Here is a 14,629-nt window from a genome sequence, read left to right as displayed (position 1 = left end):
CGGTCTTCCTCAGTTTCATCGCCAAAAGCAGTCGAGCGCGCTGTGAAGCGACACCTAATTTTCACTTGTTTCATTTTTTAAACTGACCACAGAACAAAAACAAACCAAGTGATTAATAGGACTTAACATGAAAAATTATAAGCTTCTACCTCTATCCCTAGCTGTGGCTGCCGTACTCTCTTCTGCTCCTTCTTTTGCCAACGATCCAATGCCAAATCCTGAGGTGTTGGATCAAGATCAACAACCACTGGTGCTGACACCAGATATAAACGTTCCCGCGGGTATCGTATTTTCTGGTTATGCTCGTTATGGCGCAGCCTACCAAAATGGCGATGTCAAACTGGTTGAAACCAATGGCCGTTTAAACGGTAACTCAACAGGCCGTTTAGGAAACGAAGGTAACGGTGGTGAGTTCCAATTTGGTAAAGGATTCGTCAGTGACAGCGGTGCTATTTGGGATGTGGTGGTGATGTTCAACCATTGGGGTGATGAGGTGGGTGTGCCTAAAGCTTACGCTGGCGGAACCAACATTTTTGAAAGCCAACCTGAACTTTATGTATGGGCTGGTCGAGACTTTCACCAACGTATTTCAACGAATTTGAACGATTATTTTTGGATGACGCATGATGGGCAAGGTGGTGGTTTCTACAACCTTAATCTAGGAGGCATTAAATTCGACGCCAGTGTCGTCAGTGCAACGGGGGCTTCTCCTAGCGATCATCCAGATGGTAATTACGCATTGACCACCAAAATCCACGGCATTCAATTTTCTGATACAACCAATCTCAGCATTTATGCTAACTACGGCTTTGATGACAATTCGGATCCAACGGCCAAAAAACTCAACGCGTATCAAGTGGCGGGTGAATTGAAGTTTGGGGATGACCGTTTGGTGGTGCGTTATGCTGATAACGCCAAAGACAGTGTTTTTTGGAAAACAGAGAATCAATCAGCGCTGCTGGTGAGCTTTGATGGGAGTAAGGCTCTAGGTGACAATGCGGCGATTGAATACCTAGCGGCTTATCAAGCCTACGAAGATGGTGCATACAAACAGTATGACCGTACTAACTACAACGTGTTGGTTCGCCCGATGTATTTTTGGGATGAGACCAACTCAACGTGGTTAGAAGCTGGCTATGATGTTGTGGATTTTGACAACATCGACGCCACCAACTCTTCTTGGAAAGTGACACTATCGCAGAACATTTCGTTTGGTAAAGGTGCAGGCGCTCGACCAATGCTCCGTTTCTATGCCACTTTGGGTGATGCCGATAACGAAACTGTGATCGACAAAGACGGCCTATTTAAAGCCGCAAGTAACCCAGATACGGTAACGATTGGCGCGATGTGGGAAGCGTGGTGGTAACCCCATATTTGATCATTAACTGTCCATTCTTTTTTCACGGCTCGCTCGATGCCTGCCGTGGTTTTTAACCTCCAGCGATACACTTACGCTTTCGGGCCACATTAGTGGCCCTTTTTTATTTACGGTAATCGGCCACCATCTTTTTCTCTCTTCCGATTGCCATGAAACAGTTTCATGGCTGCTTGGGAAACTGCTGTGGCTTTCAATGTTTAGATAATTGTCATTTGTGTGCCTAGTTCGATGTGATTTCTCTCACGCTAAAGCGAGGGGATATCTTGAATACTAGCTCATGAAAGCGGTTTCTTGTTGGTTTTGTCAGTAATGTTGTGAGGCGAGAGTGGCGACAATTAAAGATGTGTCTGAACATGCAGGTGTATCGCAAGCGACGGTGTCGCGGGTGATTAATGGAACTAGCCGTGTTAGCCACGATAAAAAACTCAGAGTCGAAAAGGCGATTAAAGATCTTGGTTACCGCCCCAATTCTATTGCTCAAGCATTGGCTTCAAGCCGTACGGGAAGCATCGGCATCATAGTACCGGAATTAGGGGGCCCTTTTTATTCAAGCATTTTGCACAACATTGAAGAGCAGCTGCGTAAGTTTGGCTACCACGTCGTCGTGACGGCAGGCTCGAACACAGAGCAAGGACAAAAAGAGTCGGTGCAATTTCTGCTAGGTCGCCGAGTCGATGCATTAATTCTTCATACCCAACATCTAACCGATGACTACTTGATTGAATTGGATCAACAAGGGGTTCATTTGGTGCTAGTGAACCGTTTTATTCCTGAAATGGCCAGCAGTTGTATTGACATTGATAACGAGATAGGTGGCTTTTTGGCGACACAGTATTTACTCAGTCAGGGTCATCAACGAATTGCTTGCATTACTGGGCCATTGGATAAATCTGATGCGCGAGGCCGTTTGCAAGGCTACCGAAAAGCGTTGGAAGAGGCTGGGCTTGACTATGAAGAAGCGCTCGTGTCTGAAGCTGGTTTTACCGAAGAATCCGGCGTCAAAGCGATGCGCAAATTACTGATGCGTCACTGTGAATTTAGCGCTGTATTTGCTTCAAACGATCATATGGCATTTGGTGCATTTGAAGAGTTGCGCCGTGTCGGGTTGCAAATACCACAACACATATCCTTGGTTGGATTTGACGATATTTTATTCGCGCGTTACCTCACCCCAGCGTTAACGACCGTGAATTTCCCTCTTGAACAGATGAGCTTAGAAGCGGTTCAGCTCGTTATTCAAAAGCTGCACAAAAACAAACGCGACGTGAACTTCAAATTATCCCCTTCGTTGGTGATACGAGACTCCGTCAAAAATTTACTCAACACCCTATAAACCTAACAATAAAGATATTAAGGATGAATCATGAAATTTAAGACCTTAGTGCTATCAAGCGCCGTGGCTTTAGGATTTTCTTCGCTTACATATGCTGCCGACCACACCATCCGTTTAGACGGTTTCCCCGACTTTGATAGCAGTTTGAAAGTCTTATTGCCGGACTTTGAACAGAAGAGTGGTATCAAGGTTGACTATTTAATGAATAACCACGGCGACCACCACACCAAGCTGACGACGAACCTTGCCACAGGATCCGGAGCGGGGGATGTGATTGTGGTTGATGTAGAGAAAATTGGCCCCTTTGTTGCCTCCGGTGGCTTAGTCAATTTGTCGGAAAAATATGGCGCGGACAAATTCCAAGACCGTTTCGCACCTTATGCTTGGGCACAAGGTAAGGGTGGTGATGGCCATATGTACGGCATTCCTGTCGACCTTGGCCCAGGCGTGATGTACTACCGAACCGATGTGTTTGAAAAGGCGGGGATTGACATCAATCAAGCGATAAAAGATTGGGACTCCTACATCAAAGCCGGTGAAATATTGAAGAAACAAAACGTACAGCTGATTGCATCCGCCGCTGATGTAGCACAAGCGATCATTTTTACCACGGTTCCTGACGGCGAAGGATTGTATTTTGATAGTAAGGGAAATTCAGTCGTCACTTCCGAGCGCTTTGTACATGCATTTGAAGTGGCAAAAACGATTCGTGAAAAAGGGCTAGATGGCCGAATTTTAGCGTGGTCTAACGAATGGTATGAAGGTTTCCGTAACGGCACTTTTGCCACTCAGCTTTCTGGAGCGTGGTTACTCGGACATCTGAAAAACTGGATTGCGCCAGATACAGCAGGCAAATGGGCCGTATCAAACCTTCCTGATGGTATTTACGGCAGTTGGGGCGGTTCATTTCTCTCAATCCCTACTCAATCAAAACATCAAGATGATGCGTGGAAGCTGATTGAGTACATGACAACCAACCGTGATGTGCAGCTTAAAGCGTTCGAAACGATTGCCGCGTTCCCCTCTAATGTCACGACTTACGATGACCCAATGTTCAATGAAGAAATTGAATTTCTAGGTGGTCAAAAAGCGCGGTTGTTGTTTGCGAATGTGGCAAAAAACATCAAACCAGTCGCGCCTGCGAAAGGTGACCATGTGGCTCGTTCTATCATCTTAGAAAATGCACTGATGGAAGTGTTGGATGAAGGCAAAGACATCAAAGCCGCACTGAAAGATGCAGAACGTTTAATTCAGCGTCGTACCCGTAATATGCAATAGCACGGTCATCATTAAAAAGAACCACCAGCGTTGCTGGTGGTTCACTAAGCGTAAGTTATAGAAGGCATGATGTTATGCCTAAGAGGTCGTTATTATGAATCACGTTACGAGCAACGCTGTGCAAGCGCCATCGGGTCGACGTTTTTTTTCTCACCTGAGTTTGAAAGCGCTTACACCGTACGGGTTTCTATTGCCGTTTTTGATTATTTTTTCTGTTTTTGGAGTTTTTCCTCTCCTGTTTTCTGTCTATCTCTCTTTTCATGCGTGGAACCCAGTCGAAGGGGTTGCCGCCATGAATTATGTGGGATTTGATAACTACCAAGTTGCATTGACCGACCCTTGGTTGTGGCGTTCATTAAGCAATACATTGTGGTTGGCGATAACCTCGGGCGTCGCTCAACATTTAGTGGCTATTCCAGTGGCCTATATTTTGGTTTCATTGGGCGATCGGCTGCGTCATTGGCTGACATCCGCTTATTTTTTGCCATTCATTACCTCAACGGTGGCGGCGTCGCTCATCTTCTTCAATATGTATTCACCCAATTCGGGCATCATCAACCAAAGCTTAACGGCTTTAGCTGATAGCAGTGTCTTTGGCTGGGCATTTTCTTGGCTTAATGAGTATCAACCTATCCGTTGGTTAGATGATGCCAACATGATCAAACCCTCGATTGCCATCATGGTTTTTTGGAAATACACCGGTTTTAACATCGTGTTGTACACCACAGGTTTAATGACCATTCCCAAAGAAATTTTAGAAGCCGCGCGGATGGATGGCGCTAACGCTTTTCGCCGTTTTTGGAATATCTCACTGCCGATGATTCGCCCTTTCGTTTTCTTTGCCGTCACCATGACCATCATTGGCAACTTACAACTGTTTGAAGAACCGTTTGTATTAACGCGCGGCACCGGAGGCGTAGGCCAAGCAGGCTTAACTATCTCAATGTACCTCTACAAAGTGGGTTGGGAGTGGCTAGAGATGGGCACGGCATCCGCTATTTCTTGGCTGCTGTTTGCGCTGATTGCAACTTGTACTGCGATTCAGTTTTTCTTCTTTGGTAAAAAAGGGTTGGGGGAGTAATAGCATGTCAATCCACGCTTTAAAACTCAGTGATCGCAGCATTGAACTCATCACTAAAGTAATGATGGCGCTACTGGCGGTTGTATTGATTGTCTCGGCGTTGATCACCGTTTTCCCATTTTTGTGGTCGGCGCTGCTGTCAACGCGCGATCGTACGGAAATCTTCGGTTCAGGCATCAGCTTTGCCATTGGAGATAGTTTGGCCATTAACTATGCAAAGCTGTTGCAGATTATGCCGTTTTGGCAGGCGATGTTTAACTCTATCTACATTGCCTTTTTAGGCACCACTATCTCACTGTTGTTTTGCAGTATGGGCGGTTACGCATTTGCTGTGTTTCAGTTCAAAGGTAAGAACGCGCTATTTGGCATGTTGGTGGCTTCCATGATGATCCCACCCGTCTTGAGCTTGATCCCCTATTTTATGATCGTGAAATTTCTGGGTTTGATGGATAACCACATGGCGGTTTGGCTGCCGTTTACCACCACTCCATTTGGGATTTTTCTAATGCGCCAACACGTGATGGCCTCTATTCCTAAAGAGTTATTAGAAGCGGCCAAACTCGATGGCGCGGGAGAGTTTCGTACCTACTGGAGCGTTGTTTTGCCGTTGATGAAACCAGCGTTGGCAACACTGGCGATTGTACAGTTTGTCTTTTTCTGGAACAGCTTTATGAACCCGTTAGTGGTGCTCACATCGCCAGAAAACTACGTTATTACTCAGGCGTTACGTAGCGTGCAAGGCATTCCAAATACGCCTTGGGGTGCGGTGATGCTTGGCACCACCATTTCTATATTGCCACTGGTGACTATCTATCTCTTTGCGTCCAAACAGATGATAAGCGGCTTAACATCCGGTGCAGTAAAAGGCTAATTGGCCTTTAATCCCTCATTTTAGTTACTCATGCTGGCGTGGTTTTGTTGAAAGAAGGCGCAGTGTGAAGGAGAAAAATTATGGCAAAAGTTGAATTTAAGAACATTAAGAAGTCGTTTGGTCATGTGGATGTTGTTAGGCATTTTGATTTCACGGTGAATGATGGTGAGTTTGTGGTATTTCTTGGCCCATCGGGTTGCGGAAAATCAACCACATTACGCATGTTGGCGGGGCTGGAGTCGATTACGGCCGGTGATATTTACGTTGGTGACAAGTGGATGAATAACGTAGATGCCAAAGATAGAGACTTAGCGATGGTGTTCCAAAGTTATGCGCTTTACCCACATATGAGCGTGTATGAAAACATCGCGTTTGCATTGAAGTTAAAAGGCATGTCAAAAACTGAAATCGATAAGGAAGTGCGTAAAGCGGCAAAAATGTTAGAGCTTGACCCGCTCCTTGATCGTAAGCCTAAAGAGTTATCTGGCGGTCAACGCCAACGCGTGGCGATGGGGCGTGCCATGGTGCGTACGCCAAAAGTGTTCTTGTTTGATGAGCCGCTTTCTAACTTAGATGCCAAACTTCGTGGTGTGATGCGCGAAGAGATCAAGCAGTTACATCGTCAGCTTAAAACCACCACTATTTATGTTACGCATGATCAAATTGAGGCCATGACGCTCGCTGATCGCATTGTGATCCTCAAAGATGGCTATGTTGCGCAAGTCGGTACACCAACAGAGGTGTTTCAACGCCCGGCGAACAAATTTGTGGCGCAGTTTATTGGTAACCCTTCGATGAACATGCTTGATGCACAACTTATCCAGCAAGATGGCGAATGGCTTATCCAACTGGGTGACATCTTTATCCCGCTTCCCGAGCGATTTAAAGCGCATGCGTCTAAAAACCTCGCATTGCATGTCGGTATTCGCCCCACCGATATTCACTTACGCGCAGAACAAGTTAACCATGAACGCGTCTTGCCAATTGCCGTCACGCTCAAAGATAAAGAGTTGCTCGGTGCGAGTATTTTGTTGAAAACCCATGTTGCAGGCCAGCCTTTGATGGTGGAAACCCAAGCGGCAGAGGTAGAGGTGACGAAGGTTACACTCTATCTCGACCTAGATGCGATTCATATTTTTGATGCGCTGAGTGAAAACTCATTGGCCAGTTTTTAATGGTGAACAAGACGATGACAATAATAAAGCAAGCCCCTTATTTCGACGTTTGGCCCAAAATAGAATCAGCAATCAAAGCTGACCCTGAAATTGAACAGCAAGTAGCAAGAATCGTCGGGTTGATGACCTTAGAAGAAAAAATTGGCCAGATTATCCAACCAGAAATCCGCGATATTACGCCGCAAGAAATCATCGATTATAAGATTGGTACGGTACTCAATGGTGGTGGCTCTTGGCCAAACAGCAATAAACATGCACCAGCCAGTGAATGGGTAGCGAAAGCAGATGAATACTGGTTTGCCGCAGAAAAAGCTTATCAAGGTCGCCCATTTCATATTCCGTTTATGTGGGGGACTGACGCAGTACACGGCCACAATAACGTCTTTGGTGCAACCGTATTTCCTCACAACATTGGGTTGGGGTGCGCGCGCAATCCTGCCTTAATTCGCAAAATTGGCCGTATTACCGCGCTGGAAATCGCCGCGACGGGTATTGATTGGACCTTTGCACCAACCGTAGCCACCCCTCGTGATTTGCGTTGGGGGCGCTGCTATGAAGGTTACTCTGAAGACCCTGAAGTGACTTATGTTTATGCCAGTGAAATGGTCGCAGGTTTGCAAGGTGACGCCATTGACTTACAAGGTGAGCATCATGTGATCTCAAACGTCAAACATTGGGTGGGTGATGGCGGTACAGTGAATGGTGTTGATCGCGGCAGCAATACTTACAGTGAAGATCTGCTGCGTAACGTGCATGCCATGGGTTATTTCAGTGGCCTTAATGCCGGTGCGCAAGTGGTGATGTCTTCATTTAATTCGTGGGATAACCAAGCGAACTACGATCACGCACCGCACATTTCAGGTGATTACAACCTCAAAATTCATGGCAGTAAGTATCTACTCACTGATGTTTTGAAAGATCAAATGGGCTTTGATGGATTAGTTGTAACCGATTGGCATGGTCATTCTGAAGTCAGTAAATGTACCGATGGTAATGCGACTTACGCTATCAATGCGGGTAACGATATCTTAATGATCCCTATTCGTGAGCATTGGCAATCAGCCTATCGTCAAGCGGTGAGCGATGCCAAAAGTGGAGTACTGAGCCAGAGCCGAATTGATGATGCTGTGACGCGTATTTTACGGGTGAAAATGCGCGCGGGTTTATGGAAAAAACCGCATCCTTCAGCGCGAGCTTTGGCTGGTCAGCAGTCTTTGATTGGTTGCTCTGAACATCGTGCTATCGCTCGCCAAGCCGTGCAGCAATCGATGGTACTGTTGAAAAATAACAAGGGTATTTTACCGCTCAAACGTGGGTGCAAGGTTGTGTTAACGGGCAGCGGCGCCAATGATTTGCAAAAGCAAGCGGGCGGGTGGAATCTCACTTGGCAAGGGGATGAAAATAACTTAGCCGATTTCCCCGGAGCCACCACAGTGAAAATGGCGTTAGAAGCCGAATTGGGCATAGATAATGTTTGCTACGATCCAGAATTAGCAGGTGATTGGCAAGCGGGTGATATTGCGGTTGTGGTGTTTGGTGAAGATCCTTATTCTGAAATGATGGGTGACATCAAAGCGTGGCAATCTTTGGAGTTTTCAACCTTGAAACGTCGCTACCGAGCAGATAGCGAAAAAATCAAAGCATTTCATAAGCGCGGCGTAAAAGTGGTATCGATTTTCTTTAGCGGTCGTCCACTGTTTGTCAATGAAGAAATATCCTTGTCTGATGCTTTTGTTGCGGCATTTTTACCCGGCAGCGAAGGACGTGGCATTACTGATGTTTTAGTGGCTAAAGAGAATGGTGAAGTTAATGTCGACTTCTCTGGTACCTTGTCATTCAGTTGGCCCAATAAAAAGCGCAGCACCTGTGTGAACCGTATTCCTCCTCATATTCCCAATTATGTCGTGCCTGAATGTGAGCAGTCTCCGGTTGGGGAACATGCTCCTTTATTTGAATACGGTTATGGGCTTAATTACGCTGAAAAAAAACAAACTCGAGATTTGGATAACCTTGATTTAGATATCGACTCAGAAGAAGCAAAATGGCAAGCAACACGTGCAGAGCATCTGTATGGCATTATGGCGACGATAGGCGATTATCAACTTAAAGTGTCGGATGCTGAACATTGGATGGGCGTGGATGTCTCACGCAACAACGTGATGAAACTCGGTGCTGTCCGAACTAAGCCGTATAACTACCAGCAGCAGCAAGACGCCGTTGAGGTAGAAATTCTGGGGGGTGGAGCAATGGTTTATGCGCAAACGGGGCTAGGGCAAGCGGAAGATTTCAGCCATTACGATAATGCGCATGGTGTGGTCAGTTTTGAGATTAAAGTGCTCAGAGCGGCAACAGAACCTGTTTATTTGGCACTGCAACGCGCCGTTGTTCCTGGATGTTTGGGGGATATTGATAACGTGGTTAAAGTGGACGTCAGCCACTACTTCTCCACCATCACTGATAGCTTTACGCGCGTGAACATTGCTTGTTCACATTTCTCTGAGCAGGGATTAAGTTTTACTCATCTCGACACGCCCTTCTCATTATTTACTAATGGTGAGTGTCAATTTGTGATCGCCAATATATGTTGGGATACACAGTAATAAGAAACGATAGACTCCTTCTCCGTGTGGAGAAGGAGTGCTTCTAAAGGGCCAAACATCGCCATGAGAAAATCAAAGAAAGCACCCACTGTTTATGATGTCGCTAAGCTTGCCGAAGTTTCGGCAAGCACTGTCTCTCGTTTTTTGAATCGCACAACTTACGTATCGGATGAAAAAAGCCAAAATATTGAACGTGCAATTAAAACCCTTGGCTACAAACCTAGTTACCCAACCAGTCATCTAGGCAATAAGCGTTCGATGACTATTGGTGTATTAGTGCAGCACGCAGAGAGCCCTCACACCAGTCGAATTCTGAATGACATGGAGAAGGTATTAATGACCCAAGGGTATTCACTGGTGATTGCCACAGGTCAGTGGCAGAAAAACTTGGAAGCACATGCACTGGAGTATCTTGCCAGAAGCAATGTCGATGGAATGATCATAGTGACAGGCAGTTTAAAAAGCGATCAAATCCTCAAATATGCTCAATCGATTCCCATCATTGCTGTCGGCCACCAAATTGTTAGTAATAATGTACGTTGCATTAATGTGGACAATGTACTCGGCGGTTATATTGCCACCTTGCACCTATTGCAATTAGGGCACGTGAACATTGCTCATATAAAAGGGCTCGCTAATCAGCCTGATTCAACCGCACGTTTCACTGGCTACCAAAAAGCGCTTCGTGAAGCGGGAATTAAGCCTATGCCTAAACTCATTAAACAAGGTGACTTTAGCTCTGAATGTGGGTATGAAAAGACGGTTGAACTGTTGCAGTCGAAAGTCCATTTCTCGGCTATTTTTGCTGCTAATGATCAAACGGCTTATGGTGCCATTAAGGCGTTAACTGACCACGGAGTGCGAGTGCCAGATGATGTTTCAGTGATTGGTTTTGATGACTTACCTGTCTCTCAGTATTTCACTCCGGCCCTAACGACATTGCGCCAACCAATTGAAGAGATCGGTGCGGTGTGTGCGCATTCCATTCTCAACTTGCTCAGTGGTGAAAGGCACGATGCTAGGTTACCTCCTATCGATTTAATTGTGCGAGAGTCCACAAAGTCTATCTACCGTTAATAAAAAGCCCTCGTTAGAGGGCTAGTAGGACATGAAATTATAACCGTCGGAATTGGCGAACTAATGTGCCTTGAGAGCTAAGGTTTACCACTAAATCCTCACATTCATCTTCGTGTATCGTTGGCTTATAACATCAATATGACTTACGACTTGACCTTACGAGTAAGCTTGCCACAATGTGCGCATGCAATAACTGTAGGGAAAACAGTATGATATTTTATTCTTTTGGGCGGCTAAAACCCATCGCGTTACTCTTAACTTCTTTACTTTCATCAACTTCTTTCGCTGCTATCAGTGATGCGCCTGTGGTTGGCGGGCTGTTCAATTCGGCGCAAATATTAAAAAATCAAATGGCGTCGTCTTTAAGCTATTCAACGCGCTTTGCCCGTGATTCGACCTTATTTACCATCGCCGGGGTAACACTCGATAGCTATATCCTTATGTTGCCTTTAGATGCAAAAACAAAAGCTCGCGTTATTGCACAAATTTCTAACCCAACTTACGCCATCCCGCTGGGCTATTTTTTATATCAATATTATGATCGTTATACGGGGTTAGAAAATGATGATGTATTTAAACAGTATTTAAGTACTGTTTATGACGCAAAGGTTTTAAAGGGATTCGAGCATAGCCTCTACCATTATGGGGAAGAGGTGGTGAGTGAACAAAAAGAAAATATTAAAGATCAAGGGCATCATGAAGGGATTAAAGTGGATGCCCAATTTATTGCGGCCATGGTGACTGTGTATGATGCCTTGGTTGAAATTGGTGAGTGGCAACAGCTTGAGAGATTGCCGGATCACTATCAATATCTGACGTCAAGTGAACCCGATCGATTACTGATTAATAAAATCCAACCGATAGTGATCCAAATTATTAGCCAGGCTGCTAATGGGATGGATGAAGGAGAGATGAAGCAAGCCCTTTTTGGGGTATTAGAAGATGCAAAGCCAGAAAATACGGCACGAGTGAACAACAAAGCAGAGGCAATCACGGTTACTTTGATTGATTTTGTGCGTATGAACGTATTAAAAGGCTACCGCCAATTTGTCTATCAGCAAGAGCGAGAACAAGCACTAAATTCCTGGTTACAAAAAGCACTTGATGATGATCCTCAAGCATTGATTGCGTTTCTCCGCTCTCAGCAACAACGTCGTATGGCAGTGCAGATCACCGTGGATGGTTTGCAACAAGGGCTGATCGAAGGTTTGGTTGACCCGAGTAAGCCATTTATTCGCAAAGCTCACCAAGATCACAACAATCGATTGAGCACTAAGCCTTCTTCAATGGCGGTGGTTCAACCCGAACATCAGCAGCAAGTACGTTTCATGCAGATATTGGCTGAGCAGCCTTATCACGATCCACATTACTTGCCATTTTTTAAACGCTTGTATCGTGATCATCGCGCTTCTATTACTCAAGTGGGCATTTCATCAACACCAACGATCAGTGTGCGTAATTTACCGATCATAAAAACAGGAGCTAAGGTGTCCGGCCAAGGTGGTACTGGCATACCCAATTTCCACTTTGTTGATCGCCCAACCGACCGAGCTTATTACTTTTTTGGTAATGATGCACTGCAGCTTGATCGCTTACTGGTTAAAAACCAAGTACAAACGATGTTTGATCGCCTCGCTTACCTCAACACCCTCAACTGCAATGCGCAATACGATTGGAATGCTCACACCACTTATGATGGTTTAGTGAATTTGGGGGCGGGTGAGGCACTACGTGATTTTGGTGAAAAGCGGTGTGTGCGTGAGCTGAAAGAGCGCGCGATTGTCGAACGTGAACTCCAACAGTTGCGAACGACATTAGTTGAAGAGGTCACGCGCTATCAGCAGATAAGCAAGTGGGATTTTTATACTCGCTGGACTCGCCATCAAGTACTTGCTCACCAGTTGAAACAACTTGCACAAAAAGAACGGAAAGGAATGCCCGACTATACGCTGATTTATAATCCATGGCCGGATCATTTTGCTCATTTTAGCGGCCCATTCAGCGATGAAGTCATCATGCCAACTGGGGAACTAAACCGCCTCGATTACTGGCTAGCGCAAATAGAAGCAACCTATCAAGACGCTGGAGTATATGACCGCACGTTATGGGGCATGGCTGGCGATCATGGTTTAGCTCCTGTTTATTTCTCCCTCAACCCAGAAAAACAGATCTTTGATCCGCTAGCGTCACTACTGGGAATAAAACTCAAGGTGAAGAAAATCTCATCGGATGAGGGAGAAGGGCCAAAAATGACGAATGCGATTAACGCGCCGTCAAACAAAGGGATTGATGTGGTCGTCGCTTCCACTGCGGGTGGAAATTTTATGATGGATTTCTTTAATGCAGAAGCTGGATGGGAAGTTCAACCGGTTTATCAAGAGTTGATCCGTTGGCAACCGATCCATTCTAAGTCAGGGCAGCAGGTTGATGTGATCGATGAAACCGTAGCGCGACTTGCTGAAAGCCTAGATTATTTAGTCGTGAGAGAAAAACCATGTGATTTAACAGGTTGTTCTGTACGGTTGGTTGGCGAGCGGCAAGGTAAACGAGTGGATGAATGGATTGAAAAAAAGGGTGATAAACTGCGCTATTTTGCTAAATCGGGCCAGCCATTGCTGCTTGGCGTTCAGCAGTTAAATACTTATTTGTCGCCTCCTTCATCTGACGAGCTAGAACATTATGCACAACTCGTCGAACGTTGCGTTTATCACGCTAAAGCGAATCAAGCTGAGACGTGGTGCTCAAGTGCGCAGTGGCGAGAGTTAACACGTTTTACGCCCCGTCCAGATTCGGTTAATCAGCTTGCTGCTATTTATGAAGACGACCGTGCGGGCACCATTAACCTATTTCCTAAAGAGGGCGTTGGCTTTAATACTAAAGTTCCGGGGCGTCATGCGGGTGAAAGCTACCTAGAAAAAGATGCTTTTATCGGTTTTTGGGGGAGTCCGATTGGTAATCAAGCCACGCCGCTCGGTTCAGTCGAAAATGGCTCACTTGCGCCCACTCTTTATCACTATTTAACGGGAGACGAAGTTAAAGTTGGTGAAGATGGTTGGGGTTACCCATCGGTTCTTAAACAGCTGGATATTCGCTAGCGAGACTTAACCGTTATGACTGCCAATGAAATAAGTGAGCGTTAGGCTCTATTGAGTGAAGAACGTTCGCTTGTTTCATTGGTTTCGATTGCAGCCTTAAGTGGCTGGTTGATCAGCACGTTTAAACTTCAAACGATTTTTCACATCTCGGCTGCTCAGAATACGTTGGCTGTGGTCAATATCGAGCTTGGATTTTGCTAAGCGATCATACAGCAGCACATTGACGCTCGCGGCCAAATTCATGCAACCAATCGTTGGGATGTATACAACCTCGCTGGCTTGGTTAACTATCTCTTGTGGAATAGAACCATCTTCAGGGCCAAACACATACAGCGCTTTTTCCGGGTGAATAAACTCGGGCAGTGGTGTGGCCCCTTCTGCCAGTTCAACACAGACGATTTTCATCTCACTTGGCAAGTCCTGCGTGATCTCCACCATCGCGGTGAGCGGGATTTTACTTTGAATGTTTTTTGTGTCGGTTTGAAATTTCACTGCGCGATCATAACGCTCACCACTGTAGCGAACCGCGCACGCTTGGTAGCAACCTGCCGCGCGCATCACACCACCTACGTTGGTTGGGCTTTTAGGGTTACACAAACCAATGATCACTGACATTTCACGTTCCACAAAAAATCCTCTCACAATTTGGGGCGGGCAGTATAACGCTAAAATTTGCCTTGAAAGAAAAAATATCGATAAATCGTTCAATAGTTTTTATATTTTTCGTGACCTTTCTTGGAG

The 14,629-nt window shown here is 45.6% G+C and carries 10 protein-coding genes; 9 read left to right on the top strand and 1 reads right to left on the bottom strand.

What is annotated here, in order from left to right:
• Window positions 1–127 precede the first annotated feature (127 nt).
• From B9J87_RS14605 to B9J87_RS14565, 9 genes are all read left to right on the top strand, one after another.
• Window positions 128–1,366: a carbohydrate porin gene (locus B9J87_RS14605; protein ID WP_094151481.1), complete on the top strand. Its 1,239-nt coding sequence runs from the start codon at window positions 128–130 to the stop codon at window positions 1,364–1,366.
• A 337-nt stretch (window positions 1,367–1,703) separates the two neighbouring features.
• Entirely contained in the window at window positions 1,704–2,711 is a 1,008-nt protein-coding gene (locus tag B9J87_RS14600; RefSeq protein WP_017044901.1) for a LacI family DNA-binding transcriptional regulator, read from the top strand.
• 30 nt (window positions 2,712–2,741) lie between these two features.
• On the top strand, window positions 2,742–3,989 hold the full coding sequence (locus B9J87_RS14595) for an extracellular solute-binding protein (RefSeq protein WP_094130044.1): 1,248 nt from the start codon (window positions 2,742–2,744) through the stop codon (window positions 3,987–3,989).
• Window positions 3,990–4,083: 94 nt separating this feature from the next.
• Entirely contained in the window at window positions 4,084–5,070 is a 987-nt protein-coding gene (locus B9J87_RS14590) for a carbohydrate ABC transporter permease (protein ID WP_094151478.1), read from the top strand.
• A 4-nt stretch (window positions 5,071–5,074) separates the two neighbouring features.
• On the top strand, window positions 5,075–5,941 hold the full coding sequence (locus B9J87_RS14585; protein WP_017044900.1) for a carbohydrate ABC transporter permease: 867 nt from the start codon (window positions 5,075–5,077) through the stop codon (window positions 5,939–5,941).
• A gap of 80 nt (window positions 5,942–6,021) precedes the next feature.
• Window positions 6,022–7,116: an ABC transporter ATP-binding protein gene (locus tag B9J87_RS14580; protein ID WP_088733558.1), complete on the top strand. Its 1,095-nt coding sequence runs from the start codon at window positions 6,022–6,024 to the stop codon at window positions 7,114–7,116.
• Window positions 7,116–9,716: a glycoside hydrolase family 3 protein gene (locus tag B9J87_RS14575; RefSeq protein ID WP_094151470.1), complete on the top strand. Its 2,601-nt coding sequence runs from the start codon at window positions 7,116–7,118 to the stop codon at window positions 9,714–9,716. Before B9J87_RS14580 ends, B9J87_RS14575 begins: the two co-directional genes overlap by 1 nt.
• Window positions 9,717–9,779: 63 nt before the next feature.
• The gene (locus B9J87_RS14570; RefSeq protein WP_026027775.1) at window positions 9,780–10,793 is read left to right on the top strand and encodes a LacI family DNA-binding transcriptional regulator; all 1,014 of its coding nucleotides are present in this window, start codon (window positions 9,780–9,782) and stop codon (window positions 10,791–10,793) included.
• 176 nt (window positions 10,794–10,969) lie between these two features.
• Window positions 10,970–13,888 (top strand): alkaline phosphatase family protein, encoded by a 2,919-nt coding sequence (locus B9J87_RS14565; RefSeq protein WP_094151468.1) that lies wholly within the window; start codon window positions 10,970–10,972, stop codon window positions 13,886–13,888.
• Window positions 13,889–13,984: 96 nt separating this feature from the next.
• Here B9J87_RS14565 and B9J87_RS14560 read toward each other — a convergent pair whose 3' ends face one another.
• Window positions 13,985–14,515, bottom strand: coding sequence for an RNA methyltransferase (locus tag B9J87_RS14560; RefSeq protein WP_370685849.1), 531 nt, complete (start codon window positions 14,513–14,515; stop codon window positions 13,985–13,987).
• Window positions 14,516–14,629: the final 114 nt, after the last annotated feature.

Origin of the sequence: Vibrio sp. V19_P1S1T109, from assembly GCF_002241375.1 — a bacterium.
Taxonomy (GTDB): domain Bacteria; phylum Pseudomonadota; class Gammaproteobacteria; order Enterobacterales; family Vibrionaceae; genus Vibrio; species Vibrio anguillarum.
The sequence above is the reverse complement of the archived record's forward strand: the minus strand, read 5'-3'. Positions and strand labels throughout refer to the sequence as shown.

Bases quoted from the DNA above. Each gene is read 5' to 3' on its own strand.
- B9J87_RS14565 (WP_094151468.1), top strand. From the start codon at position 10,970: ATGTGCGCATGCAATAACTGTAGGGAAAACAGTATGATATTTTATTCT.
- B9J87_RS14575 (WP_094151470.1), top strand. From the start codon at position 7,116: ATGGTGAACAAGACGATGACAATAATAAAGCAAGCCCCTTATTTCGAC.
- B9J87_RS14580 (WP_088733558.1), top strand. From the start codon at position 6,022: ATGGCAAAAGTTGAATTTAAGAACATTAAGAAGTCGTTTGGTCATGTG.
- B9J87_RS14585 (WP_017044900.1), top strand. From the start codon at position 5,075: ATGTCAATCCACGCTTTAAAACTCAGTGATCGCAGCATTGAACTCATC.
- B9J87_RS14595 (WP_094130044.1), top strand. From the start codon at position 2,742: ATGAAATTTAAGACCTTAGTGCTATCAAGCGCCGTGGCTTTAGGATTT.
- B9J87_RS14570 (WP_026027775.1), top strand. From the start codon at position 9,780: ATGAGAAAATCAAAGAAAGCACCCACTGTTTATGATGTCGCTAAGCTT.
- B9J87_RS14605 (WP_094151481.1), top strand. From the start codon at position 128: ATGAAAAATTATAAGCTTCTACCTCTATCCCTAGCTGTGGCTGCCGTA.
- B9J87_RS14590 (WP_094151478.1), top strand. From the start codon at position 4,084: ATGAATCACGTTACGAGCAACGCTGTGCAAGCGCCATCGGGTCGACGT.